This window comes from Amycolatopsis sp. lyj-346 (assembly GCF_046548975.1).
Classification (GTDB): domain Bacteria; phylum Actinomycetota; class Actinomycetes; order Mycobacteriales; family Pseudonocardiaceae; genus Amycolatopsis.
The window spans coordinates 1-25,151 of record NZ_JAJPWT010000022.1; the positions used below are offsets into that span (position 1 = coordinate 1).

Genomic DNA, 25,151 nt, shown 5'->3' on the forward strand with positions numbered 1-25,151 from the left:
GCCCGACCGGCCACCGCTTGACCGTTAACACACCGGGTCAACCCGGTCTGGCCTGCACAAACCAGGATGAAACAACCCCAATGTGGCCTTCGGTGCGTCCAACGCACCCAATGTGGCCTTCGGTGCGTTGAGCGCACCGAAGGCCACATTGGGGCGCTGGCAACCGGACAACAAGCGTCCGGCACCACCCGGTCAGGGCACTCCGGCCAGCCTGAGCAGGGCCGCCGTCGCCGCGGCGGCCACGACCACCACCACGAACGGGGCCTTCCGCCAGGCCAGCACCCCCGCCACCAGCACCCCGGCCGGCCGGGCGATGCCCGCGAACCCGTGGCCTTCCGTCAGCGCGCTGACCGCGACCAGCGCCGCCAGCAGGACCACCGCCGCCAAGGCCATCAGCCGCTCCGCCTTCGGGGTCGGCTTCACCCGGCTGCGCAGGGCCGGGCCCGCGAACCGGAACGCGAACGTCCCGAGCGCCAGCACCGCCGTGGCGATCAGCAGTTCCGTCTCGTCCATCAGCGCGCCTCCTGCGGCTCGGGTTCCTTCGCGGCCACCCCGGCCAGCACGCCGGCCAGCGCGAGCAGCACCGGCAGCCCGGCCGGCAGGAACGGCGTCGCCGCCAGGGCGACCAGTACCCCGACCAGCACCGGCAGCCGGGCCGTCCGGTCGCGCAGGGACGGCAGCACCAGGGCCAGCAGCACCGCCGGGAACGCCGCGTCCAGGCCGAAGGCGTCCGTGTCGCTGATCGCCGTCCCGGCGTACGCGCCGGCCAGTACGCCCGCGTTCCAGCAGACGAAGATCCCCAGCCCGCACGCCCAGTAGGCCGCGCGGCGGCGCGCGGCGTCGTCCTGGGCCATGGCGAACGCCACCGTCTCGTCGCTCATCAGATGACTGCCGAGTGTCCTGGTGAGCCGGCGCGTCCCCACGGCGTCGCCGATCGCGAAGCCGAACGGCAGGTGCCGGGCGTTGGCCAGCAGCCCCGCCAGCACCGCCGCGAACGGGTTGCCGCCCGCGGCCACGATGCCGAGGAACATGAACTGCGACGCCCCGGCGAAGACCAGCACGGACATCAGCATCGGCAGCCACAGCGGGAAGCCCGAGCTCACCGCGATGGCGCCGTAGGAAACCCCCACGAGACAATCGGCGAGACAGACCAGGCCGATGTCACGGGCGAGGCCCCGATCGAGTGTTCGCCATATCGAACGCATGTGTTCTAGAGTGAACGCAAGGCCCCGTGTTCGTCAAGGCGAACGAAAAGACCGATGGAGCGAACAGGATGTCTCAGGAAGCCACCGGGGCGCCGCTGGAGATCATCGCGGCCTCGCTGCGCCGCGAACGGACCCGCGCGGGGCTGTCGCTGACCGAGGTCGCGCGCCGGGCCGGCCTGGCGAAGTCGACGCTCTCCCAGCTCGAGTCGGGCGCCGGCAACCCGAGCGTCGAGACGCTGTGGGCGCTCGGCGTCGCCCTCGACGTGCCGTTCTCGCGGCTCGTCGAGCCGGACCGGCCGAAGGTCCGGGTGGTCCGCGCGGGCCGGGGGCCGACCGTGTTCGCCGAACACGCCGACTACGCGTGCACGCTCCTGTCGGCCTGCCCCTCCGGCGCCCGCCGCGACATCTACGTCGTCCGCGGCGAGCCGGGCACGCCGCGGCGCTCCGACCCGCACATGACCGGGGTGGTCGAGCACATCGTGCTCTGCGCGGGCCGGGCGCGCATCGGCGTCCTGGACGCCCCGGAGGAACTGCTGCCCGGGGACTACATCTCCTACCCCGGCGACGTCCCGCACATCTTCGAAGCCCTCGAGCCCGGCACGTACGGCGTCGAGATCTCCGAATACGTCTAGGGCGCCGGTGTCAGCTGCCACTGCTGGTTGGCGCCGTTGTTGGCCGCCCATTGCACGACCTGGGCGCCGTCGCCGGTCGACTGGCCGTACACGTCGGCGGCCAGGCTGCTGGCGCGGCTGACGATGGTGTAGTACCCGTCACCAGCGGGCCGGAGGTACCACTGCTGGTTCGTGCCGCCGTTGGCGGACCACTGCTGCAACTGCAGTCCGGCCGTGGTGGAGGAGCCGTTGACGTCGAGCATCTTGCCGCTCGCGGTGTAGCGCAGGGTGTAGGCGCCGTCCTGGGCGGAACCGATGGTCCAGGTCGCGTTCCCGGTCTGCTGGACGGCCTTGGCGCCGTCGGCCGTGGAGCCGCCGGCGATGGCGAGCGGCTTGCCGCTGTTGCGGTTGACGATGCGGTAGGTGCCCGGCGTGGGGCCGGTGCCCCCGCCGCCGCCCAGCGTGAAGTACTCGATCGCGTCGCTGAACGTTGCCGTGCCGGACTTTCCGGTCGACAGGACCAGGTACACCCGCGAGCCACTCGCCGGGGCCGTGAAGGTCACGGGCTGGTTCACCCGTGCACCCAGCGGGATCGTGAGGGTCGTGCTGCCGGACGCGATCACCGCGCCGGTGGGGCTGTCGAGCCGGGCGCTCCAGGCGAAGTCCACGGCGGTGCTGGTGAGGTCGTCGTTGAAGACGGTGATGGTTCGGTTCACCGTGGAGTTCACGGGATAGCTGGGCACGGCCTGCGGCAAGGGGAAGGTGCCGTTGTTGTCCGACACGCCGGAAGCCGACCAGTAGGGCAGGTCGATCGCGGCGACCGGGTTGAACGTGGCCTGGACCCGTTGGATCTGCGGGTTGCTCCAGGGGTCAGGCAGGTTGTCCGCGCCGTAGAGGGGGCGGCCGCCCTCCTCCGGGACGAGATCGGTGGTCCGCACCCCTGGCACGACACCGACCCAGGCCGACAGCAGGGTGTAGGGGCGCAGGTCGTTGGCGCCCTTGCCCCGCTTCGCGGCCGTTGCCGTGGCGAACCACGCGAAGCCCTGCTTGGTGTTGCACTTCGGCCAGATGTACTCGCCCTCGCCGTCAGGCCGGCCGGCCACCGTCTGCACCCGCTCGCCGTATTGGCCGGTGCCGTCCATGTAGTGAGCGAAGATGGCGAAGTTGGGGTAGTTCATGTTGGGGTAGCGGCTGGCCGCGTCGGCGCCGGGCGCGGCGTCGATGCTGATCGGCCGGGTGCCGTCGTTGCCGTTGATCGCCGCGTAGAGGTCCTGTTCGAACTGCTCGGAGTCGTTGCCGAAGCTCGGTTCGTTGATCTGGCTCCAGCGGACGACCGCGGGGTGGTTGCGGTCTCGCAGCGTCAGCGCGCGGTCGTGGTCCACCATGTTGTCGTGCCCACCGACGAGGTCTTGCGAACCACTGCGGATCGCGCTCTCATCGATGATCATCAGGCCCATCTCGTCAGCCACGTCCAGCATGTACGGGGAGGCGGGCTCCTGGTGGATCCGCACCACGTTGAAGTTCAGCCGCTGGTAGTTGTCGACGGCCTGGGGCCAGCCGGGGTTGCCCGGTGACGGCGGCAGGAACCCTGGCAGCGTGTCATAGGCGTCGCCCTTCCCGCCGTTGTTGACCCGGTCGTAGTCGGCGCCCTGGAGGCTGTCGCCGCGGTAGTTCACCCGCACGCCGTTGAGCTGGAAGTACTCGCCGTTCTGCGTGCTCTCGCGGAACCCGAACCGGTACGTGGCGTCGCTGGTGCGCCCGTCGTCGGTGTCGGCGTGCACCGACAGCCGGTGTAGCTGCGCCCGGTATCCCTGGCGATAGGGCACGTTCGGCCACCAGTACGAGGTCGTGCCCAGGTTCCACGCGATAGGGCCGACCGTCACCTTGGTCGTTGAACGGGCGGGCACGCTGACCGTACGGCCGGGCAGGGCCGGGTAGGTGAACGAGCCCCCGCTGTCCGAGGCGAGCGCCCCGGTCAGGGTCACCGACCGGGCACTGGCGGAGGTGTTCGTCACGGAGACGTCGTAGGTGAGGGTCTGGTTCGCGACCGACGTGCGGACGAACGTGTCACTGACGTACACCGCCGGGTACGCCCGCAGGAACGCCGAACGGTAGATGCCCTGCGGCACGGACTCCGACCAGTCGGCGGCGATGGGCACCAGGTACTTGCCCGCGCTGTTCTTCAACGCGCCACGGCCTTTCACCGCCACGCTGATCGTGTGCGTGGTGCCGGGGGCGGCGTACGCGGTGATGTCGAAGTTCGACGGGGTGTAGGCGGTGGTCCGGGTGGCGACCACCCGCCCGTCCACCGACAGCGTCGCCTGGTGGTTCACTGCCCCGAACTCGATCCACACCGACTGCGGCTGGCCCGTGTCCGGCACCGTGACGCTGCGCGAGTACACCGCCTCGTTGACGTCGGTGAAGCCCTGCTTATACCAGCCGCCACCGGGCACGGTGATCGACGTCGCCGGCCGGCCCGCCGGCGTGAAGTTCCACGTCCCGGCGAGATCGACCGAGCCGATCGCGGCGTTGCCCGCGGTGAACCCGTCAACGCTCGGCGCCGACGCGGCCGGAACGTCCACTGTGGACGCAGTGGCCGGATGCGTTGCCACTGCCGCGGTGAGCAGCACCGCGGTGGCCACAAGCATCGGCGTGAAGCGTCGACGACGCCCCGGCCGAATGTGGTGTCGCATGACGCGAGCCCCTTCGTCGACGGGTGGGAAGACTGCGCTGCGGTCGTTCTGCTCGCGAGGCGATCCGGCCGAGATCCACGATGTGCCGGTCGTTCTGGTCCTATGACAGCGTTCCGCCGTGCTCGGCGTCAAGGAACGCTGAAAGTTTCGGCGCCGAACCGCGAAGGCCCCGTGGACGACGTCCACGGGGCCTCTCGATCGACCGAAGCAGCTTTACCAGCCGCGCTCGGCCAAGCGGTGGGGCTCCGGCAGCTCCTCGACGTTGATGCCGACCATCGCCTCGCCCAGGCCGCGCGAGACCTTCGCCAGGACGTCCGGGTCGTCGTAGAACGTCGTCGCCTTGACGATCGCCTCGGCGCGCTGGGCCGGGTTGCCGGACTTGAAGATGCCCGAGCCGACGAACACGCCCTCGGCACCGAGCTGCATCATCATCGCCGCGTCGGCCGGGGTCGCGATGCCGCCCGCGGTGAACAGCACCACCGGCAGCTTCCCGGCCTGCGCCACCTCGCGCACGAGCTCGTACGGCGCCTGGAGCTCCTTGGCCGCGACGAACAGCTCGTCCTCGGGCAGGTTCTGCAGCCGGCGGATCTCCTGGCGGATCTTCCGCATGTGCGTGGTGGCGTTGGAGACGTCGCCGGTGCCCGCCTCGCCCTTGGACCGGATCATCGCCGCACCCTCGGTGATCCGCCGCAGGGCCTCGCCGAGGTTGGTCGCGCCGCAGACGAAGGGGACGGTGAACGCCCACTTGTCGATGTGGTTGGCGTAGTCGGCCGGGGTGAGCACCTCGGACTCGTCCACGTAGTCGACGCCGAGGGACTGCAGAACCTGGGCCTCGACGAAGTGGCCGATGCGGGCCTTGGCCATCACCGGGATCGAGACGGTCTCGATGATGCCGTCGATCAGGTCGGGGTCGCTCATCCGGGCGACGCCGCCCTGGGCCCGGATGTCGGCGGGCACGCGCTCGAGCGCCATCACCGCGACCGCGCCGGCGTCTTCGGCGATCTTGGCCTGCTCGGCGGTGACCACGTCCATGATCACGCCGCCCTTGAGCATCTCGGCCATGCCGCGCTTCACCTTGGCGGTGCCGGTGACGGACTGGACGGTGCCGCTGGAGGGGGTGGGCTGCTGCTCGGACACGACGGGGCCTTTCGACGCGGTGCGGGGGTGGACGAGTCCGAGGGTAGGTCGCGGGTGGACCCTTCAAGCAGGCCAGTGCGCGGGTATCTCAGCAGTCCACTTCGCCCGTGCCCGCGACCAGGGCTTCCGCGAGCGACGTGCGCACGTAGAGCACGTGACGTCCGGCACGATGCCGGCTGACCAGGGCCGCAGCCTTGAGCACGCCCAGGTGCTGCGACACCGCCCCGGCGCTCAGCCCGGTCCGGCGGGCCAGCTCGGCGGTGGACGCCGGCGCGGCCAGCTCGGCCAGCAGCATCGCGCGGCCGCGGCCCACCACGGCGGCCAGCGCGCCGGGCGCGGTGGCCGTGCCGGTCTCCCACAGCGTGGCGATCCCGCGCGGCGGGTAGCGCAGCACCGGCTGCCAGCGCGTGTCGGTCTTGGAGAACACCCGCGGCCAGACGAACGCCGAGGGCACCAGCACGAGACCGCGCCCGTCGAGCGGGACGGCGGCGTGCAGGTGCCGGTGCGCCACCGTGAGCGTGCCGCCCTGCCAGCGGACCAGCGGGGTGAGGTCGTTGAACAGCTCGGCGGCCCCGCCCTGGACCAGCAGCCGGGACCGGTACAGCACGTCGGCTTCGAGCAGCGCGCGGATCCGCGGCCAGTGCGGGGCCAGCACGAGGTGCCAGTACTGCTCCATCAGCGTCGCGAGCCGCTCCAGACCCGCCTCCGGCTCTCGGTGGAAGCGGTTCAGCGCGGGCGAGCGCGGCCCGGCCATCGCGTCCAGTTCGCGCCGGACGAGGCGGGCGGGCACGTCCCGCAGGTCGGCGAGCTCGTCGGCCAGTTCGGGCAGCGGCGTCGACGGCGTGCCGGCCAGGAAGCCGGGCAGGTGCCGCAGCGGGACGAGGTCGCGCAGCAGCCCGATGTCGAGGCCGGCTTCGGCCAGCGCCACGGTGGCGCGCTTGATCCACGGCAGGTGCAGGGCGTGCTGCCCCGGGGAGTTCAGGACGCGGACGCTCGCGACGATCTCCCAGGCCGGGGAGAACGCGAACCGGGTGTGCGCCAGGTCCTCTGTGGAGAATGCCAGGTCGAGCACGCGCCGCCTCCTGCCTGCCGGATCGGCGCAGTTTAGGACTCTCCCTTGTAGACAGTCGAGTGGGGCGCGGAAAGACCTTGCGGAAAGGCGAAGGTCCCGTGCGGGTCGTACTTCCGGGCGACAGCGCGCAGCCGCGGCAGGTTCACTCCGTAGTAGGCCTGCGCCCAGTCCGGCATGTCGGGGTCGAGGTAGTTGACGTACCCGGTGGTGCCGAACTCCGGCCCCAGCCCGTCGCGCACGGCGGCCAGCGCGCGCCGGGCCCCGGCTTCGCCGCCGTCCTCGGGTGCGGCGCCGTGGAGGAACTGGAAGCTCGCCAGTGCGGACCGGTGGGGAAAGGCCGTCTCGCGCGCGCCGACGCGGGCGATCGCGCCGCCCGCGGAGTCGATGAGCGTGCCGACGCGGGGCGCCCGGGTCAGCACCTCGACGACCGCGGCCGGGTCGGTGACGGGCCGCAGCAGCATCCGCGAAGTCCCGACGTAGGCCGCCCGGTCCGCGACGGCGCCGGGCCGGGACTCGTGGTCGTCGAACGTCCGCATCGCGCCGAGGTGGTCGGTCACCCGCGCTTCCCGGCCGGCGGGTGGCGTGCCGACGCGGCGGACGAGGTCGTCGAGCAGCTCCTTCAGCCGGGTTTCGGGGCCGAGGAACGTCCCGCCGGTGATCGCGTTCGCCGCGCCGATGTTCATCCCCGGCCACAGCTCGTCCGGCATCCCCGGCAGCCACTCCTGCCAGGCGGCCAGCAGCGCGGCCTGCGTGCCCGGCGGGAAGGTGAGCTCGTAGGTGACGACGTCGGCGCTGGGAACGGTCCGGAAGGTGAAGCCGGTGACGATCCCGAAGTTGCCGCCGCCCCCGCCGCGCAGCGCCCAGAACAGGTCGGGCTCGGCCGCCCTCGACACCGTGCGCACCCGGCCGTCGGCGGTGACGATCCGCGCCGCCTCCAGGTGGTCGCACGTCAGCCCGTGCTTCCGGTCGAGCACGCCGACGCCGCCGCCGAGGGCGAGCCCGGCGATGCCGACGGTGCCGCACGAACCGGCGGGCAGGACCCGGCCGTGTGCGGCCAGCGTGGTCGCGATCGGCCCCAGCCGCGCGCCCGCCCCGATCGCCGCACGGCCGTCCCGGCGCACGTCGACACCCGAAAACCGGCGCAGGTCCACCACGATGCCGCCGTCCACAGTGGAATAGCCGGGATAGCCGTGCCCGCCGCTGCGGGCGGCGACCGGCAGCCGGTGCCGGGCGGCGAACCCGACGGCGGCCTGGACGTCCTCGACGCGGGCCGCGCCGACGACCGCGGCCGGCATCCGGGCGTCGTACATCGTGAAGAAGCCCTGCTTGGCCTCCGGGTAGCCCGGGTCTCCCGGCCGGAACAGCGGCCCCGACAGCCGCGTCCGGAGCCGTTCCCAGTCGTCCGGCGGCGGCCACCCCGCCAGGCCCGCCACCGGCGCCGCCCCGGAGACCCGCAAAAACGCCCGCCTGTCCATGCCACTCCCGCGCGCCACGTGTCCCCGGGCATTCGGCTGGTCCCGGGAGCCCTGCCTTGCCGTGACCAGGGTAGCGGGTGTGTGATCGAGGACACATCCCGTACACCAGCCGTTCGCCGAGGAGTCGTCATGGCAGACAAACAAGCCAAGAACGCCGACACCGGGGCCGCCGTCGCTGTGGACGACCCCGCCAAGGTCCGCAACGTCGTGCTCGTCGGCCCGGCCGGATCCGGGAAGACCACGCTCGCCGAGGCCCTGCTCGCCGCGTCCGGCACGGTGCCGCGGGCGGGCTCGGTGGTCGACGGCACGACGGTGTGCGACCACGATCCGGCGGCGGTCCGCCAGCAGCGCTCGGTCGGCCTCTCGGTCGCGCCGGTGCTGCACCAGGGCCGCAAGATCAACCTGATCGACACGCCCGGGTACGCCGACTTCGTCGGGGAGCTGCGGGCCGGGCTGCGGGCGGCCGACGCGGCGCTGTTCGTCGTCTCCGCCGCCGAAGGCGTCGACGCGGCGACGGTCGCGGTGTGGGAGGAGTGCGCCGCGGTCGGGATGCCGCGCGCGGTCGTCGTCTCCCGGCTCGACCACCACCGGGCCGACGCGATGGCCGAGATCGCCGCCTGCCAGGCCGCGTTCGGCGCCGGGGTGCTCCCGCTGTACCTGCCGGCGGCCGACGGCCTGGTCGGGCTGATCACCCAGCGGTACTTCGACTACTCCGGCGGGCACCCGCCGAAGGTGGGCGAGCCCGCCGCGGCCGACCTGGAGCGGCTGGCCGAGGCACGCAACGAGCTGATCGAAGGGATCATCGCCGAGAGCGAGGACGAATCCCTGATGGACCGCTACCTCGCCGGCGAGGAGATCGCGGAGGCCACCCTCATCGCCGACCTGGAGACCGCGGTCGCGCGCGGGTCCTTCCACCCCGTCATCCCGGTGTGCTCGACCAGCGGGATCGGGCTGGCCGAGGTGCTCGACGGCATCGTCAGGGCGTTCCCCTCCCCGCTGGAGCACCGGCCACCCGACGTCACCACGCCGGACGGCGGCGAGCACGCCGCGATCACCGCCGACCCCGCGGGCCCCCTCGCCGCGGAGGTCGTCCGGACGGCCATCGACTCCTACGTCGGCCGGGTATCACTCGTCCGGGTGTTCTCCGGGACGCTGCGCCCCGAACGGCCGGTGCACGTGTCCGGGCACGGCCTCGCCGAACGCGGTCACGAGGACCACGACGCCGACGAGCGGGTCGCCCACCTGTATTCGCCCCTCGGCTCGGCCCTGCGGGAGGTGCCCTACTGCGTCGCGGGCGACCTCTGCGCGCTGACGAAGGTCGGCTCGGCGGAGACCGGCGACACCGTCTCCTCCCCCGACGACCCGCTGCTCATGGAGCCGTGGGCGATGCCGGAACCGCTGCTGCCGGTGGCGGTCGTCGCGAAGACCCGCAGCGACGAGGACACCCTGTCCCGCAACCTTTCCCGGCTGGTCGCCGGCGATCCGACGCTGCGGCTGGACCGCAACGCCGAGACCGGCCAGCTGGTGCTGTGGTGCATGGGCGAAGCCCACGCCGACGTCGTGCTCTCGCGGCTGCGCGCGGGCGGCGCGGACGTCGACACCGAACCGGTGAAGATCAGCCTGCGCTCGACGTTCGCCAAACCGGCCAAGGGTCACGGACGGCACGTGAAGCAGTCCGGCGGGCACGGCCAGTTCGCCGTCTGCGACATCGAGGTCGAGCCGCTGCCGCGGGGCAGCGGGTTCCAGTTCGTGGACAAGGTCGTCGGCGGCTCGGTGCCGCACCAGTTCATCCCGAGCGTGGAGAAGGGCGTGCGCGCCCAGCTGCAGCGCGGGCTGGCCGACGGCCACCCGGTGGTCGACGTCAAGGTCACCCTGGTCGACGGCAAGGCGCACAGCGTGGATTCGTCGGACGCGGCGTTCCAGACAGCGGGCGCGCTGGCCCTGCGCGAGGCCGCGGCGAACGGGCACATCACGATGCTGGAGCCGTTGGAGGAGGTGGCGATCCGGCTGCCGGACGAGCACCTGGGCACGGTGCTGGGCGACCTGTCCTCCCGGCGCGGCCGGGTGCTGGGCACCGAAGCCGGCGAAGGCGGCCGGACGGTGATCCGGGCCGAGGTCCCGGCCACGGAACTGGTCCGGTACCTCATCGACCTGCGCTCGATGACCTCCGGCACGGCGACGTTCACCCGCCGCCACGCGAGGTTCGAGCCCATGCCGGAAGGAATGGCCGTCCACTAGTCCGCCCCGAACGGTCGGTTCGCGTACCCGGACCGTCGGCTCGCGAACCCGGACCGTCGGCTCGCGTACCCGGACAGTCGGCTCGCGAACCGACCGGCTGGGTACGCGAGCCGACCCTCTGGGTACGCCGGCCGACCGCCTGGGTACGCGAGGTGACCGGTCAGGCCGTGAAGTCGAAGCCGCCGGGGCGGTTGTTGCGGTCGGCCAGCAGGCCGGCGAGGGTGGCCAGGGCGATTTCCGGCGGGGTGCGGGAGCCGATGTTCAGCCCGACCGGGCGGTGCACGCGGGCGATCTCGGCCTCCGGCACGCCGAGCCCCTGCAGGGCCGCCACGTGCGGGCCCGGGTGACGCGGGTTGCCGAGCACGCCCACCCAGCGCGGCCTGCCTTCGAGCGCGGCCTTCAGCACCGGCCCCAGCTCGGGCCGGTGGTGGTCGGTGACGACCACGTCCGCGGACGCGTCGAGCGGCGGCAGCGCGGTGTTCGCGTCGAAGCCCTCGGGGACGTCGGTGACGCGGGCCGGATCGGGCTCGAACAGCGCCACGCGGTACCCGAGGTCCTTCGCGAACTTCAGCAGGTACCGCGACACCGGCGACGCGAACACCGCCACCAGGGTTCGCAGCCCCGGATCGGCCGGAGCCGCGCCGTGTGCGACGTCGCAAGTCTCGCTCATGGGCTCAGTTTGGCAGCTTCAGAGCTCTTCGAACACGCTCAGCCGGAAGTGGAACGTCGACGTCCGGCCCTCGACGATCACCAGGTAGCCGCCCGGGCCGCGCAGCACCTTCCGCGACTTCGGCGACCACGGGTAGGCCGGCTGGTACTCGCGGGCCAGCCGCAGTGCCTCGGCCTCGGCGGTCTCCTGGTCGGCGAACGGGTACCGGTCCGACAGCGACCAGTTCCGCTCCGAGCCGCGCGGCTCTTCGACGACCACCCACCACATGTCAGACCTCCGGCTCGGCGAATTCGAAGTACTCCGGCAACGGCGCGGTGCCCGCCAGGCGGAAGTACCGCACCTTCCGCCGCCGCCGCAGCCGCAGCGTGTCGCGGACGGCGTCGTTGTGGACGCGGCGGGCGATCACCACCCGGTGCTCGGCGTCGGTCAGCTCCTCGGCCAGCTCGGCGGGCAGGCGCGCCCGGTCGACGCGGCCCAGCTGCAGCGTCAGCTCGTTTTCCGCGGCTTCGCGCTCGGCCCGCGACGCCGCTTCGGCCCGCTCGGCGCACGTGCGCAGCGCGGTGTCGCCCGAGATCGCCGCGACCGCGCGGGCCACCACCGCCCGGCGGGCCAAAGCCGCGTCGAGCGCGGCCCAGCCGGCGTCCGTGCGGATGTGCAGCCGGTCGAGCCGGTTCGCCGTCGCCACCAGGAAGAGCCCGCCCAGCACCAGAACCATGGCGAGCACGGGGAGCAGCCAGCCGAGCACGCTCACCGGGCGGGCTCCCGCTCCGGCGCCGCGACCCGCCGCGGGTCGGCGGCGACGGCCGTCTCGTAGACGCGCACCACCTGCGTGGCCACCACCGACCAGTCGTACATCGTGACGCGCTCCCCCGCCGCCGCGGCCAGCGACACCCGGCGCGCCGGGTCGCCGAGCAGCTCGCGCAGCCCGTCCGCGAGCGCCGCCGGATCACCGGTCTCGACGAGCTGCCCGGCGCGGCCGTCGTCGAGCACCCGCCGGAACGAGTCGAGGCCGCTGGCCAGCACGGGGGTGCCGGCCGCCATCGCCTCGGTGAGGATCATCCCGAAGCTCTCGCCGCCGGTGTTGGGCGCGCAGTAGACGTCGACGCTGCGCAGCGCCCGGGCCTTCACGTGGTCGTCGGCCTGGCCGAGCAGCTCCAGGTGCGGGGCCAGCTCGGGCCCGGCGTCGCGGCGCAGCTGGTCTTCGTCGCCGCGGCCGACCACGACCAGCCGCAGGTCCTCGAACTCCGGGAGGATCTGCCGCAGCGCCTCCAGCAGCACGCCCATGCCCTTGCGCGGCTCGGTGAACCGGCCGACGAACCCGACCGTGCCGCCGGCCCGCGGGTAGCCGGGCAGCGGCAGCGCGGTGGAGAAGAACTCGACGTCGACGCCGTTGGGGATCTCCACGGCGTCGCCGCCCGCGTGCTCGACCTGGACGCGCCGGGCCAGTGCGGACACCGCGATCCGCGCCGTGATCTTCTCCAGCAGCGGCCGCAGCACCGGCTGGAACGCCGACAGCGTGCGCGAGCGCGTGGTCGCGGTGTGGAACGTCGCCACGATCGGGCCGTCCGCGATGAGCAGCGCCAGCAGCGACAGGCTGGGCGCGGCCGGTTCGTGCAGGTGCAAGACGTCGAAGTCGCCTTCGCGGATCCAGCGCCGTACCCGTGCGTAGGAGACCGGGCCGAACTGCAGCCGCGCGACCGAGCCGTTGTACGGGATCCCGAGCGCCTTGCCCGCCGGGTGCACGAACTCCGGCAGCTCCGCGTCCTCGTCCGCCGGCGCCAGCACCGACACGTGGTGCCCGCGCGCGAGCAGCGCCCTCGTCAGGTCGATCACGTGCCCCTGGACCCCGCCGGGCACGTCGAAGGAGTAGGGGCACACGATCCCGACCCGCATCGGCCGCGTGGCCACCGCTCAGCTCGCTTCTTCGAGGCTGACCCGCTCGGCGGCCTCGAGATCGGCGGGCCAGAACTTCTGCACCATGTGCCAGTCGGCCGGGTGCGCGGCGATGTCGCCGGCGAAGATGTCCGCCAGTGCCTGGGTCGCGGCCGGGACCTCGGCCCGCGCGGTGACCCGGATGCGCGGGTGCAGCCGGATCTGCCAGCCGTCCTCGGTGAACCAGCAGCCGGCCGGGATCAGCGCCGCGCCGGTCGTCGCGGCCAGCCGCGCCGGGCCGCCGGGCAGCCGGGCCGGCTCGCCGAAGAACTTCACCGGGATGCCGCTGGTGGTGAGGTCGCGGTCGCCCACCAGGCAGACGGCCTTGTTCTCGCGCAGACGCTTCAGCAGCACGCGCATCGCCGAGCTGTCGCCGGTGAGCGGCACGATCTCGAAGCCGAGGGACTCGCGGTACTCGACGAACCGGCGGTAGAGCGACTCGGGCTTCAGCCGTTCCGCCACGGTCGTGAAGCCGCCGAGGTAGTCGGCCAGCCACACGCCGGCGATGTCCCAGTTGCCGCTGTGCGGCAGCGCCATCACCGCGCCGTTGCCCTCGGCCAGTGCCGCGTCGAGGTTCTCCACGCCGGTGATCGACGCGGCCACCTTGGCGCTGACCTCCTTGTGGTCCATCGACGGCAGCCGGAACGTCTCGTGCCAGTACCGGGCGTACGAACGCATGGCGCGCCGCGTCAGCTCGTCGAGCTCGACCGGGTCGGCCTGCGGCACCACGCGGGCGAGGTTCGCGCGCAGCTGCCGCACGCCCCCGCCGTCCCGGCGGACGGCGAGGTCCGCCCCGAGCGAGAAGACCGCGCCACCGAACCCGGCGGGCAGCCAGCCGGCCAGCCGCCACCCGGCCGCGTAGCCGAAGGCGCTCAGCCGCTCGCTCAGCCCGCTCATGCCCGCTGCTCCCCGGCGGCGGCCTCGCGGGCCGCCTTCGCCACGGCCGCGAAGCGCTGTGCCAGGGTGACGACCGATCCGGCGGCGAGCAGCCAGAGCGTCACGTCCACGGTGTACGGGATGCCGAAGCCGTGCAGGCCGGTGCCGACCAGCGCGATGATCAGCCGCTCGGCGCGTTCGACGAGCCCGCCGTCGACCGGCAGGCCGGAGGCGTCGGCACGGGCCTTGACGTAGGAGATGACCTGGGCGAGCACCAGGCACAGCAGGGCCGCGGCGGCCGCCGGGTGGTTGTCGTCGACGACGAAGCACCACCAGGCGATGGCGGCGAACAGGGCGCCGTCGACCAGCCTGTCGCAGGTCGCGTCGAGCACCGCGCCGAACGGGGTGCCGTAGCCGCGGGCGCGGGCCATGGCGCCGTCGAGGATGTCGAGCATGGCGAAGCCCCACACCGTGAAGGTGCCCCACAGGAGGTGGTCGTTCGGGAAGAAGACCAGTGCACAGACCACCGCGCCGGCGGTGCCGAACACGGTCATGGCGTTCGGGGTCAGCCCGGCGCGGACCAGCGCCTGGCCGATCGGATCGGTGACGCGGGAAACGGAGGCACGCGCGAAGATATTGAGCATCGGTTCGTCGAGGCACCTGGCTACGAGGGTCGGGTGGGCGATGGCAGCCTATCGACCCACGTACGCGGCCCCGACGCGCCGCCCCGGTCAGCCCGATTTCGTGAGCCGGACGACGTCGGCTTCGCGCTCCCTCGCCTCTTCGGCGGCCGCGGCGGCGGCGCACTTCGGCGAGAGCCGGCGGCGGATGGCGGCGCTGATTTCGCCGAGTGCCGTGACCTGCTCCGGCGTCAGCGGGTCGAACAGGCTTTCCCGGACCGCCTCGACGTGCCCCGGCGCGGCCGCTTCGAGCGCGGCGAAGCCGGCGTCGGTCAGCACCGCCCAGGCACCGCGCTTGTCGGTCGGGCACGCCTCGCGCCGCACCCACCCGTTCGCCTCCAGCCGCGCGACGGCGTGCGAAAGGCGGCTGCGGGACGCTTGGCGCGCGTCGGCGAGCTCGCTCATCCGCAGCCGGCGGCCGGGCGCTTCCGAGAGGGCGACGAGGACTTCGTAGTAGGTGTGCGGCATGCCCGAGTCGTGCTGCAGCTGCCCTTCGAGGTGCGCGCTGAGCATGCGGGTGGCCGCGTTGAACTCACGCCAGACGCGCTGTTCGTCGTCGCTGAGCCATCGGGTTCCGGACATAACCCCATCATACTCTCGGTTGAACACTCAATCAGGGGTTTTCCCCGGTCGGCGGCCCGTGGTCCAGACGACCGCCGTCCGGGGTGTCACCAGGCGTCGGCCAGCATGTCCCGCGTCTCCCCCAGCAGCTGCGGGAGCACCTTCGTCTGGCCGATGATCGGCATGAAGTTGGCGTCCCCGCCCCACCGCGGCACCAGGTGCTGGTGCAGGTGCGCCGCGATGCCCGCGCCCGCGATGTGGCCCTGGTTCAGGCCGATGTTGAACCCGTGGGCCCCGGACACCGCACGGATCACCCGCATCGCGTGCTGCGTGAACTCGGCGACCTCGCGCGTCTCCTCGACCGTCAGCTCGGTGTAGTCCGCGACGTGCCGGTACGGCACCACCATCAGGTGCCCCGGGTTGTAGGGGTACAGGTTCAGCACCGCGAAGACCACTTCGCCGCGGGCGACGATCAGGCCGGTTTTGTCGTCCAGCGAAGGGATCCGGCAGAACGGGCACCCGGTGTCCTCGTCGCCGTCCGGCTTGTCCTGGCCCTTGATGTAGGCCATCCGGTGCGGGGTCCAGAGGCGCTGGAACGCGTCCTGGACCCCGGTGCCCTGCTGCTCGACGAGCTCGGGACCCTCACTCACCGAACGACCGTCTCCAGCGCCTCGGCCGACGGCGACGCGTTTTCGCGGCGCCCGACCCACTCCGCGATCGCGTTCACCGCCGCGGCCACCGGCACGCCGTTGATCTGGCCGCCGTCGCGGAAGCGGAACGACACCGCACCCGCCTCGACGTCCTTGGCGCCGGCCAGCAGCATGAAGGGCACCTTCTGCGTCGTGTGCGTGCGGATCTTCTTCTGCATCCGGTCGTCGCTCGCGTCGACCTCGGCGCGGATCCCCTTGGCGCGCAACGCCTTCTCGACGTCCTGCAGGTACTCGACCTGGTCGGCGGTGATCGGGATGCCGACCACCTGCACCGGCGACAGCCACGCCGGGAACGCACCCGCGTAGTGCTCGGTCAGCACGCCGAAGAACCGCTCGATCGACCCGAACAGTGCGCGGTGGATCATCACCGGGCGCTGGCGCGAGCCGTCCGGCGCGGTGTACTCGAGCTCGAACCGCTTGTTCTGGTTGAAGTCCAGCTGGATGGTCGACATCTGCCAGGTGCGGCCGATGGCGTCCTTGGCCTGCACCGAGATCTTCGGGCCGTAGAAGGCCGCGCCACCCGGGTCCGGGACCAGCTCGAGCCCGGAGTCGACGGCGGCCTGCCGCAGCGTCTCGGTGGCCTCCTCCCACTCCCAGTCCTCGCCGATGAACTTGTCGGAGTCCCCGCGGGTGGACAGCTCGAGGTAGAAGTCGGCGAGGCCGTAGTCGGCGAGCAGGTCGAGGACGAACTTGAGCAGCGACCGCAGCTCGCCCGGCATCTGCTCCTTGGTGCAGTAGATGTGCGAGTCGTCCATGGTCAGCCCGCGCACGCGGGTGAGGCCGTGCACCACGCCCGACTTCTCGTAGCGGTAGACGGTGCCGAACTCGAACAGCCGCAGCGGCAGCTCGCGGTAGGACCGCCCGCGCGAGCGGAAGATCAGGTTGTGCATCGGGCAGTTCATGGCCTTGAGGTAGTAGTTCTCCTCGTCGAACTGCACCGGCGGGAACATGGTGTCCGCGTAGTAGGGCAGGTGGCCGGAGGTGTGGAACAGCTCGCCCTTGCTGATGTGCGGGGTGTTCACGAACTCGTAGCCGGCCTCCTCGTGGCGGCGGCGCGAGTAGTTCTCCAGCTCGCGGCGGATGATGCCGCCCTTCGGGTGGAACACCGGCAGGCCGGAGCCGATCTCCTCGGGGAAGGAGAACAGGTCCAGCTCGGCGCCGAGCTTGCGGTGGTCGCGGCGCTCGGCTTCGGCGATGCGCTCCAGGTAGGCGTCCTGCGCCTCCGCCGACTCCCACGCCGTGCCGTAGATCCGCTGCAGCTGCGGGTTCTTTTCACTACCCCGCCAGTACGCGGCGGCGACGCGGGTCAGCTTGAACGCCGGGATGAACTTCGTGGTCGGCACGTGCGGACCACGGCAGAGGTCACTCCAGACACGTTCCTTGGTCCGCGGGTCGAGATTGTCGTAGATGGTGAGTTCACCCTCACCGACCTCCATCACCTCGGAGGTGTCCACTTCGGACTTGAGGTCGACGAGTTCGAGTTTGAACGGCTCGTCCGCCAGTTCCTTCTTCGCCTCGTCGACGGAGTCGAAAACGCGCCGCGAGAACTGCTGGGCGCCCTTCACGATCTGCTTCATGCGCTTTTCGAGCGCCTGCAGGTCCTCGGGGGTGAACGGCTTGTCGACGGCGAAGTCGTAGTAGAAGCCGTCCTTGACCGGCGGGCCGATGCCCAGCTTGGCGTCCGGGAACTGCTGCTGCACGGCCTGGGCGAGCACGTGCGCCGCCGAATGGCGGATGACGCTGCGGCCGTCCTCGGTGTTCGCGGCGACCGGCTCGACCTCGGCGTCGGCTTCGGGCGCCCAGGCGAGGTCGCGCAGCTTGCCGTCGGCGTCGCGGACCACGACGACCGTGTCCGCGCCCTTGGTCGGCAGACCGGCTTCGCGGACCGCCGCGCCCGCCGTGGTGCCCGCCGGTACCACCACACGGGAGGCGGCCACGGGGGAAACGGGGGGCGACTGGGACACGATCGGCTCCTCAAGCTGGAGTGACAGAGATGACCCCGTCGATGCTAGTCGGCGGCCCTCGCGCGCCTCACGCGCGTGGCGCGAACGCCGGACGGGCCGCCCCCGGCTCCGGGGGCGGCCCGTCCGATCGTGCTCAGAGCGTCTCGACGACCTGGTCGAAGTCCAGCCGCGGCAGGCGGTCGAACCACGGGTTCTCCCCCGGCTTGCCGACGTTCACCACGACCAGCGAACGCCAGTTCTTGCCCGCGAAGAACTCGTCGTCGACGCCCTGGGCGTCGAAACCGGTCATCGGGCCGGCGGCGAGCCCGGCGGCGCGGACGCCGATGATGAAGTAGCCGATCTGCAGCAGCGAGTTCAGCTTCGAGAACTCGACGCGGCCCTGCTCGTCGGCGAAGTTGTCCTTGACCCCCGGGTTGTGCGGGAACACCTGGGGGATGTTTTCGTGGAAGTCGACGTCCGCGGCGAGCACGACGGTCAGCGGCGCGGCTTCGGTCTTGTCCCGGTTGCCCGGGGCCAGGTGCGGGAGCAGGCGGGCCTTCGCCTCGGCGGTCCGGAGCACCAGCGCGCGCAGCGGCTGGGTGTTCATCGACGTCGGGGCCCACTTGACGAGGTCGTAGATCGCGCGGACCTGCTCCTCGGTCACCGGCTCGGAGCTGAAACTGTTGGCCGTGCGGGCCTCGCGGAACAGCAGGTTCTGGACGTCCGCGGGGAGCTCGAGGGCCTTGGTCTGCTCGGCAAAGGTGGTCATGGGGCTGCGGTTCCTTCCGTTGGGTCGGTACCCGTACAACCAGGTTGAGCGTTGAACTATTTCGCGCTCAACTACTTTCTCGCGGTGAAGTGGACCACAAACCAGGCAACCGGCTGCGAGCGCCGGTCAGCCGATCGGGTCACAGGGGCCTCCTCGGGTGCCGGTAATCCGGGCAGACGGGGCATCCCGGATGGCCCGCCCGCCGCGCATCGCCGCGGCGAACAGGGGCATCGGGGCAGCCTGACGGCCCGGTGCGGGTGGATGCCCGTGGCGAGCGGGAGCAGCCGGTAGCGCGGTGCAGCCGGAACCGCGGCTCACGAGGGCGGGCCGGCACCGTCGCAACGGCCGGAAGCGGCCGATCGGCGCCGCTGCGGCGACGGGAAGGGGCCGATCGGCGCGCAGGTCCCGCCACGCGTCCCGTGCGCGCCCTCAGCCCGTTCGGCGGCGTCCCGGGAAACGAGCACGGTCGCCGGCTCCCCGCGGCGGGGAATCGGCGACCGTGTGCGCGGCGCGGCGAAGACGGGTCAGTAGGCGCCGTGCCCGCCCATCACCGCGCGGAACGTCTTCCAGAGAATCATCAGGTCCAGGGCGAGCGACCAGTCCTCGACGTAGCGCAGGTCCAGCCGGATGCTCTCCGCCCACGTGAGGTCGCTGCGCCCGCTGACCTGCCAGAGCCCGGTGAGGCCGGGCTTGACCAGCAGCCGTCGGCGGGCGTCGGGCGCGTACTGGGCGGTTTCCTCCGGCAGCGGCGGCCGCGGGCCGACGAGCGACATCCGCCCGGACAGAACGTTGAGCAGCTGCGGCACCTCGTCGAGCGAGTACCGGCGCAGGAAACCACCCACCCGGGTGATACGCGGGTCGCGCTTCATCTTGAACAGCGGGCCCGCGCCTTCGTTGCCGTCCGCCAAGGTCTGCTTGATGGCGTCGGCGTTGGTGACCATCGTCCGGAACTTGAGCATGGTGAACGTCGCGCCGTCACGGCCGACGCGGCGCTGGCGGTAGACGACCGGGCCGCGGTCGTCCACCTTGATCGCGACGGCGATCACCAGCAGCAGCGGCGACAGCAGGGTGAGCAGCAGCGCCGAGCCGCAGCGGTCGACGATCTCCTTCACCACGCGGCGGCCGCCGGTGAACATCGGCGCGGTGACCCGCAGCAGGGGCATGCCGAGCACGCCGGTGACGTTGAGCCGGGGCCCGGCGACCTCCATCAGCACGGGTGCCACGACCATCTCGGCGCCGGTGCCCTCCATGTCCCAGGCGAGCCGCTGCAGGCGCTTGGGCGTCCAGTACTGGTCCGCGGTGATCGCCACGACCCGGTAGCCGCCGCGCCGCACGTGCCGGGACAGCTCCTCGAGCCTGCCGACCACCGGGACGCCGTCGATTTCGCCGCTGTCGCGGTCCTCGCCGTGGCCGCTGAACGTGCAGGCGGCCTCGACGCGCCACCCGACGTGCACCTCCGAGCGGGTGCGGGCGATCAGGTCGGCGACGGTCTCCGGGCTGCCCGCGGCCATCACGGGCAGCAGGCAGAGTCCCTTGGCGCGCTTGCGGTGCAGCACCTGGCGCAGCAGGTACCGCTGTGGGAAGGCGACCAGCGCAATGGCCGGGACGACGACGAACACCCAGACCTGCACCTCGAGCGCACCGAACAGCAGGCCGCCGAGTGCGACCAGGACGGCGGCGGTGATGAAGCCGCGGCCGAGGGTGCGGTACTCCTCCGCGCCTTCGCCGAGCACGCGCGGGCTCCAGGCCCGGCTGGCGGGCAGCGAGACGAACACCGCGAGCATCGTGCCGAAGGCGTGCATGTCGTGCGGGGCAACGCGATCGATGACGAACGCGCTGATCGCGATCACCAGCAGCGTGATGAACACATCGCTGCCGATGACCCAGGCTCTGTATCGCGCTTCCCAGGCCGCCGGCCACGCCTTGGCGGAGGGGCCTCCGTCATCGGGGTGGCCGTCTCGCTTGACGGGACGCGGGATGGCCTGGAGGTCGATGTGCGGCGGTGGCTGGCTCACCGTGTACGAAGGCCGCACCGACTCTTCCATCTGACCTCCCGGGAACTGGATCGAGTTGAGCCGCAGGCACGCAGCGTCACCGGAGATGATTTCGGAGAGTTACGGCATCCCAGTGGTCGCGCAGCGCCGGCGGCGGCTTCACACGGCAAGTTATCGGCGACTCTCTCGCCAGTGTTACAAGGATTTCCAGCCACATGCCGCGTGCCATCCCCGGCGGAAAATCGCCGGAAGATAACAAGATGAAGACGATGCGTGATACCGCGTATCCCCGCGAAAATTACTTTCCGTAGCGAAAGAGGCGATGCCCGCACTCGGGTGGACCAAGCACCGCCAAACGGCCCACCGGGCCCTCTTGGGATCTACTGTGGACACTGCGGATCGACACCATCCACAGTGGACCAACCCGGACCGGCACCCAGCCTCACCGGACTGCGGCGGGCACCTACAGTGACATTCGTCGCCAAACCGTCACCCGCGGCGGTTCTGTCACACGTCCTCGCCGTGCGGCCACGTGACCGCGGACACCACGACGTGCCGAGGATCACACCCGACCTCCCCCGGCCCGCCATTCGACAAAAATCCGCCGCGACGGCCGGCTGCGAAGGCAGATCCGGCGGAGCCCCGGCGACAGAGGCGCGGACCGCCCTCACGAGCTGATACGGATGATCCGAACGGACCGTTCACTCCGCTTTCCCGGAGCACGGCCACCGCCCACCGGTTGCCGCCCCGAAAAGGCGACCCGACCTGGGGTCCGGGGGCTTGCCCCCGGCGGGGGCGTGGGGACTCGGCCCCCACAGGGCACAACGAAGAGAGCCCTGTTTGCGCAGTCCGCAAACAGGGCTCTCCCGCGATCGGGTGGGCGATACTGGGATCGAACCAGTGACCTCTTCGGTGTGAACGAAGCGCTCTCCCGCTGAGCTAATCGCCCGCTCGCGGTGTTGTCCGTAACTTTAGCGTACGACTTTCAGGCGCCTGCAAACGGGTGGTCCTGGCCGACCACACTCCGCTTACCGGCGAGTACGGAACGCACAACCCCGAGCTAGCCAGGGTTGTCCGGCCGGGGGGCCGCCTGGCGCCACGTTCGACATCCGTGCGACGGTGCTATCGCCCGGCGACTAAACCGCGCAGTATGGAGGCGTGGGCCCCGCGGGGCGCGCCGGTCAGTTGCGCGCCGTGGGTGGTCACGGGTGAGAGACGGGGGCCGAAGAGCCCGGACGGGTGATCTGCGGCGCACCCGCGACGGAATCGGCCTCCTGATGCGTCCCAGCAGTGACGCACTCGGCCGGGCCGGGCCGGGAAGGGAGACGAAGGGTAGGACGATGCGCAACGATCACGTGACGCTCCGCTCGACGGCGGTCTTCGACCTGCTGGCGCCGCGGACTCCCGCGGTTCCGGTGAAGGTGGAACTGCGCTACGACACACGCGACCCGTACGCGGTCGTCGCCGCCTTCCGCACCGGCCGGGCCGGCTGGGTCGAGTGGGTGTACGCACGCGACCTCCTCGCGGACGGCCTCCTGGCCGACGCGGGCGACGGGGACGTCCGCATCCGCCCGTCCGTCGAGGACCCCGAAGCGGTCCTGATCGAGCTGAACTCGCCGTCGGGGCACGCCATGTTCGAGGCGTCCGCCCAGGAGCTGGCCGACTTCCTCGACCGGACCTACGACGTGGTGCTCCCGGGCAACGAGCACCTGTGGGTCGACGTCGACGACGCCCTCACCCACCTCATCCCCCACGATCTGGCCTGATGAAGACCCCGCAACGGCGGAGTGACACCCCGGTGTCAGCCCCGTTTCCGGGGTCCGATATGGTTTTCCCACACCACGGCGACGGGGGAACGAACTTCCGGAGCTAACCCTCGCCGAGTGGTGTAGTGCGGATGTAGCGCAGCTGGTAGCGCATCACCTTGCCAAGGTGAGGGTCGCGGGTTCGAATCCCGTCATCCGCTCGGTAGGCTCTCGGGCCTGTCACGGTGGAGTGGCCGAGAGGCGAGGCAACGGCCTGCAAAGCCGTGTACACGGGTTCGAATCCCGTCTCCACCTCGCGCGATTAGCTCAGCGGGAGAGCGCTTCCCTGACACGGAAGAGGTCACTGGTTCAATCCCAGTATCGCGCACCACATGTTTTCGCAGGTCAGAAGCCCTGTCCCTCCCCGGAGGGGCAGGGCTTCTAGCTGTCAGTCGGCGACGATCCGGCGACGGCGCCCGGACCCGGCCCGATCGCCCGGCGGGACCGCAGGTGCGGGAACCACGACACCAGCTTCGCCCGCTCCCCCGGATACAGAGACGCCAGCGACCGCAGCCAGCGCTCCTCCAGGGCGTCCAAGATCTGGTTCACCATCGCCGGCGTCACGTGGTCGTAGACCCGGGCGATGCCCTTCATCTTCTGCCCCAGCCGGGCCCGGCGGGCGACCTCGGGGATGCCGTCTTCGGTCAGCCAAGTGCTGTGGGTGTGGCGGCCTTCGTGGAAGGTGAAGGTCGGCAGGATCGGCGGGCGCCGCTCCCCCGCCCCGGACTCGTCGAGCTCGACCCCGTCCCATGCCGGCCGCCAGAACCGGATCCGGAAGTTCGACCGCCGCCACGAATGCCCCTCCGGCGTACACAGCACGAAGGGATCCCGGTGGCTGTCCATCAGCTCCTCGTAGAGCACCGCGATCCCCGGCGGCAGCGCCACGAACCTCGTTCCTGCTGGCGTCTTGGTGCGGCCCTTCTTCGGCCGGGAGTTCCCCCGCCGTGTCGGCGGCCGCTGGCGGCCCTCGGAGTGGTGATCATCACTCTTCCGGCCTCCTTTGTAGACCTTCCCGGCCACCTCCTTCAGCGGCGTCCGGATCTCGATCCCCCGCCGCTCCGAGTCGTACTCGTGCCGCTGCTGCCCAACAAGTTCACCCCAACGGGCACCGGTATAGAAATCCATCAGGCACAACACGAACCCCGACATCCCCAAACCCAGCTCGTAGAGCCGCATCGCAGCCCTCAACGCCTGAGCCGGCGTCGCCACCAACCGCTCCGCGTCGAACTCACCCTTGGACACCCGGACACCACTGCACGGGTTCGCCGGGATCATCCGGGCCCGCACCGCGGCGTTGAGGATGGTGGAGAACAACGCGAAGTACGATGAGACGGACGACTCGGCGTAGTCCTCATGCAGCTCCGAGAGCCACCGCTCGATCTCGACGTACCCGTTGAAGATCGCGATCAACGGCCACGCCTTCCACTGCGGAAGCAGCTGGGTGTCGAGGAACGAGCGGTACTTCGCGACCGTGTTCAGCTCCAGCCGCGGGGCCACGGCAGCGAGCCACTCCTCGGCGAAGTCGTCGAACCTGGTCTCGCCATCACGCGGGTCCAGCCACAGGTTCCGCCGGATCAACGCTTCCTGCTCCAGCCCCCACTCCTCGGCAGCCTTCTTGGTCGGGAACCCAGACCTGCTTCCCCACGTCCCGTCGGGACGCTTGTACCGGGCACGCCACTCACCCGTGCCGGGCTCTTCCTGGCCGTGGGCCATCCTTCAACTCCTCATCTTCTCTGTTACTCCGCCCGCCTCACGCGGCACGGAAATCCTGGGCAACGTCCGCAACGGACACCCGCCGCCGCGGCGGCGTCACCGGCGCAGCGCTCAGCCGTACGATCTCGGCGACGTCGCCGCGGGTGAACCGGTAGTGCTTGCCGAACCGGTGGTGCGGCACAGCACCCGCAGCGGCCTGGTCCTTCAAGGTCCTCGGCGACAGCTGCAGCAGCTTCCCCACCTGCTCGGCGGTAAGCAATGTGTCCGGGTCAGCCGGCGGCTCCGGCGCGGCCACCCGTACTGCCTCGGCAAGTTCGCGGATCGCTGCCGCGACGCCATCAAAGTGCTCCGGACCTGTCTCGCTTTTCATCACGTTTCTCCTTTCCTCTTTCGACTGCCGCATGACTCGAATTCAAGGGAAGTGTTCGCCATCGCATACAGCCATCCATGCCGACACGGGTACGAGCAGTCAACGGTCTCTCGCAAGAAATAAGAAGAGCCTCGTCAAAGGACATACCCGCCGACCACGCGCGACCGCACGACGCTACTATTCGACCGATCCAGCAGGAACACCAACCACTCAGGAAAGACGACGACAATGGCCAAACGAATCTCCATCGAGATATCCGACGACACAGATGGCAGCCGAGCCGACCAGACCGTCCCGTTCGGACTCGACGGCGTGTCCTACGAGATTGACCTGTCCAACGCGAACGCCGGCGCGCTGCGCGCAGCGATGGAGCCATACGTGACAGCCGCTCGCCGCACGGGCGGCCGCCGCATCAAGGTTGCCGTCGGCCAGCCGACCGACCGCACGACGCGAACACCAAAGTCGAGCACGGCCTACGCAGCGGCTCATGACATACGCGAATGGGCCCAGCAGAACGGGCATGAGGTCGCCGACCACGGACGGATTTCGAAGGCAGTAGTCGAGGCCTACCACTCATCTCGCCAAGACGACGAACCGAGGGCAGCTCGGAAAGCTCGGACTGAAACGCCCAAACGACGATCTAAGACCCGAAAGTAAATCGCCGATAATTCGTCGCCGCCTCCACAAGTTGCGATTT

General features: G+C 71.1%; 23 protein-coding genes and 4 tRNA genes. 7 read left to right on the plus strand and 20 right to left on the minus strand.

Annotated elements, in window-relative coordinates:
* Positions 1-192 precede the first annotated feature (192 nt).
* Together ACLJQE_RS40500 and ACLJQE_RS40505 are read right to left on the minus strand one after the other, a co-directional pair.
* Positions 193-513, minus strand: coding sequence for an AzlD domain-containing protein (locus tag ACLJQE_RS40500; RefSeq protein WP_410644999.1), 321 nt, complete (start codon positions 511-513; stop codon positions 193-195).
* Positions 513-1,205, minus strand: a complete 693-nt coding sequence (locus ACLJQE_RS40505) for an AzlC family ABC transporter permease (protein ID WP_410645000.1) — start codon at positions 1,203-1,205, stop codon at positions 513-515. The genes ACLJQE_RS40500 and ACLJQE_RS40505 overlap by 1 nt, the downstream gene beginning before the upstream one ends.
* A 68-nt stretch (positions 1,206-1,273) precedes the next feature.
* Here ACLJQE_RS40505 and ACLJQE_RS40510 point away from each other — a divergent pair, with 68 nt between their 5' ends.
* Positions 1,274-1,837 (plus strand): helix-turn-helix domain-containing protein, encoded by a 564-nt coding sequence (locus ACLJQE_RS40510; RefSeq protein WP_410645001.1) that lies wholly within the window; start codon positions 1,274-1,276, stop codon positions 1,835-1,837.
* On the opposite strand, the gene ACLJQE_RS40515 is transcribed toward ACLJQE_RS40510, so the two are convergent.
* The 4 genes from ACLJQE_RS40515 to ACLJQE_RS40530 form a co-directional block, all read right to left on the minus strand.
* Positions 1,834-4,464, minus strand: a complete 2,631-nt coding sequence (locus ACLJQE_RS40515) for an RICIN domain-containing protein (protein WP_410645002.1) — start codon at positions 4,462-4,464, stop codon at positions 1,834-1,836. The genes ACLJQE_RS40510 and ACLJQE_RS40515 overlap by 4 nt on opposite strands.
* A gap of 258 nt (positions 4,465-4,722) precedes the next feature.
* The gene (pdxS, locus tag ACLJQE_RS40520) at positions 4,723-5,646 is read right to left on the minus strand and encodes a pyridoxal 5'-phosphate synthase lyase subunit PdxS (RefSeq protein WP_308674853.1); all 924 of its coding nucleotides are present in this window, start codon (positions 5,644-5,646) and stop codon (positions 4,723-4,725) included.
* Between the two features lie 88 nt (positions 5,647-5,734).
* A complete protein-coding gene (locus ACLJQE_RS40525; RefSeq protein ID WP_410645003.1) occupies positions 5,735-6,718 on the minus strand; it encodes a DUF5937 family protein in 984 nt (327 codons plus the stop codon).
* A 32-nt stretch (positions 6,719-6,750) separates the two neighbouring features.
* Positions 6,751-8,193 carry an FAD-binding oxidoreductase gene (locus ACLJQE_RS40530; protein WP_410645004.1) on the minus strand — a complete coding sequence of 481 codons (1,443 nt, stop codon included), beginning with the start codon at positions 8,191-8,193 and terminating at the stop codon, positions 6,751-6,753.
* A 129-nt stretch (positions 8,194-8,322) separates the two neighbouring features.
* Between ACLJQE_RS40530 and ACLJQE_RS40535 the strand changes: the two genes are divergently transcribed.
* The gene (locus ACLJQE_RS40535; RefSeq protein WP_410645005.1) at positions 8,323-10,431 is read left to right on the plus strand and encodes an elongation factor G-like protein EF-G2; all 2,109 of its coding nucleotides are present in this window, start codon (positions 8,323-8,325) and stop codon (positions 10,429-10,431) included.
* Positions 10,432-10,591: 160 nt separating this feature from the next.
* On the opposite strand, the gene ACLJQE_RS40540 is transcribed toward ACLJQE_RS40535, so the two are convergent.
* From ACLJQE_RS40540 to ACLJQE_RS40595, 12 genes are all read right to left on the minus strand, one after another.
* Positions 10,592-11,101, minus strand: coding sequence for an XdhC family protein (locus ACLJQE_RS40540; protein ID WP_410645006.1), 510 nt, complete (start codon positions 11,099-11,101; stop codon positions 10,592-10,594).
* Between the two features lie 18 nt (positions 11,102-11,119).
* The gene (locus ACLJQE_RS40545; RefSeq protein ID WP_410645007.1) at positions 11,120-11,368 is read right to left on the minus strand and encodes a hypothetical protein; all 249 of its coding nucleotides are present in this window, start codon (positions 11,366-11,368) and stop codon (positions 11,120-11,122) included.
* A 1-nt stretch (position 11,369) separates the two neighbouring features.
* Positions 11,370-11,852 carry an NUDIX hydrolase gene (locus ACLJQE_RS40550; RefSeq protein WP_410645008.1) on the minus strand — a complete coding sequence of 161 codons (483 nt, stop codon included), beginning with the start codon at positions 11,850-11,852 and terminating at the stop codon, positions 11,370-11,372.
* Entirely contained in the window at positions 11,849-12,994 is a 1,146-nt protein-coding gene (locus ACLJQE_RS40555; RefSeq protein ID WP_410645122.1) for a glycosyltransferase family 4 protein, read from the minus strand. Before ACLJQE_RS40555 ends, ACLJQE_RS40550 begins: the two co-directional genes overlap by 4 nt.
* A gap of 18 nt (positions 12,995-13,012) precedes the next feature.
* Complete coding sequence (locus ACLJQE_RS40560) at positions 13,013-13,930, minus strand: phosphatidylinositol mannoside acyltransferase (protein ID WP_410645009.1); 918 nt, start codon at positions 13,928-13,930, stop codon at positions 13,013-13,015.
* Positions 13,927-14,553: a phosphatidylinositol phosphate synthase gene (gene pgsA, locus ACLJQE_RS40565; protein ID WP_410645010.1), complete on the minus strand. Its 627-nt coding sequence runs from the start codon at positions 14,551-14,553 to the stop codon at positions 13,927-13,929. Before pgsA ends, ACLJQE_RS40560 begins: the two co-directional genes overlap by 4 nt.
* 87 nt (positions 14,554-14,640) lie before the next feature.
* Positions 14,641-15,171 carry a MarR family winged helix-turn-helix transcriptional regulator gene (locus tag ACLJQE_RS40570; protein ID WP_410645011.1) on the minus strand — a complete coding sequence of 177 codons (531 nt, stop codon included), beginning with the start codon at positions 15,169-15,171 and terminating at the stop codon, positions 14,641-14,643.
* 86 nt (positions 15,172-15,257) lie between these two features.
* The gene (locus ACLJQE_RS40575; RefSeq protein ID WP_410645012.1) at positions 15,258-15,800 is read right to left on the minus strand and encodes an HIT family protein; all 543 of its coding nucleotides are present in this window, start codon (positions 15,798-15,800) and stop codon (positions 15,258-15,260) included.
* Positions 15,797-17,824 (minus strand): threonine--tRNA ligase, encoded by a 2,028-nt coding sequence (gene thrS / locus ACLJQE_RS40580; protein WP_410645014.1) that lies wholly within the window; start codon positions 17,822-17,824, stop codon positions 15,797-15,799. The genes ACLJQE_RS40575 and thrS overlap by 4 nt, the downstream gene beginning before the upstream one ends.
* A 133-nt stretch (positions 17,825-17,957) precedes the next feature.
* Entirely contained in the window at positions 17,958-18,572 is a 615-nt protein-coding gene (locus tag ACLJQE_RS40585; protein WP_410645015.1) for a malonic semialdehyde reductase, read from the minus strand.
* A gap of 524 nt (positions 18,573-19,096) precedes the next feature.
* Complete coding sequence (locus ACLJQE_RS40590; RefSeq protein WP_410645016.1) at positions 19,097-20,617, minus strand: sugar transferase; 1,521 nt, start codon at positions 20,615-20,617, stop codon at positions 19,097-19,099.
* 826 nt (positions 20,618-21,443) lie between these two features.
* A tRNA-Val gene (locus tag ACLJQE_RS40595) sits at positions 21,444-21,515 on the minus strand.
* Between the two features lie 391 nt (positions 21,516-21,906).
* Here ACLJQE_RS40595 and ACLJQE_RS40600 point away from each other — a divergent pair.
* The 4 genes from ACLJQE_RS40600 to ACLJQE_RS40615 all read left to right on the plus strand — a co-directional run bounded on the left by ACLJQE_RS40600 (position 21,907) and on the right by ACLJQE_RS40615 (position 22,702).
* On the plus strand, positions 21,907-22,332 hold the full coding sequence (locus tag ACLJQE_RS40600) for an SsgA family sporulation/cell division regulator (protein WP_013227152.1): 426 nt from the start codon (positions 21,907-21,909) through the stop codon (positions 22,330-22,332).
* Between the two features lie 127 nt (positions 22,333-22,459).
* Positions 22,460-22,532: transfer RNA gene (locus tag ACLJQE_RS40605), tRNA-Gly, on the plus strand.
* 23 nt (positions 22,533-22,555) lie between these two features.
* A tRNA-Cys gene (locus ACLJQE_RS40610) sits at positions 22,556-22,626 on the plus strand.
* 1 nt (position 22,627) lies between these two features.
* A tRNA-Val gene (locus ACLJQE_RS40615) sits at positions 22,628-22,702 on the plus strand.
* A 50-nt stretch (positions 22,703-22,752) separates the two neighbouring features.
* Here ACLJQE_RS40615 and ACLJQE_RS40620 read toward each other — a convergent pair.
* Together ACLJQE_RS40620 and ACLJQE_RS40625 are read right to left on the minus strand one after the other, a co-directional pair.
* Positions 22,753-23,964 (minus strand): tyrosine-type recombinase/integrase, encoded by a 1,212-nt coding sequence (locus ACLJQE_RS40620; protein ID WP_410645123.1) that lies wholly within the window; start codon positions 23,962-23,964, stop codon positions 22,753-22,755.
* A gap of 157 nt (positions 23,965-24,121) precedes the next feature.
* Complete coding sequence (locus tag ACLJQE_RS40625; RefSeq protein WP_410645017.1) at positions 24,122-24,454, minus strand: helix-turn-helix domain-containing protein; 333 nt, start codon at positions 24,452-24,454, stop codon at positions 24,122-24,124.
* A 228-nt stretch (positions 24,455-24,682) separates the two neighbouring features.
* Here ACLJQE_RS40625 and ACLJQE_RS40630 point away from each other — a divergent pair, with 228 nt between their 5' ends.
* Positions 24,683-25,111, plus strand: coding sequence for a histone-like nucleoid-structuring protein Lsr2 (locus ACLJQE_RS40630; protein ID WP_410645018.1), 429 nt, complete (start codon positions 24,683-24,685; stop codon positions 25,109-25,111).
* The last annotated feature ends 40 nt before the right edge of the window (positions 25,112-25,151 follow it).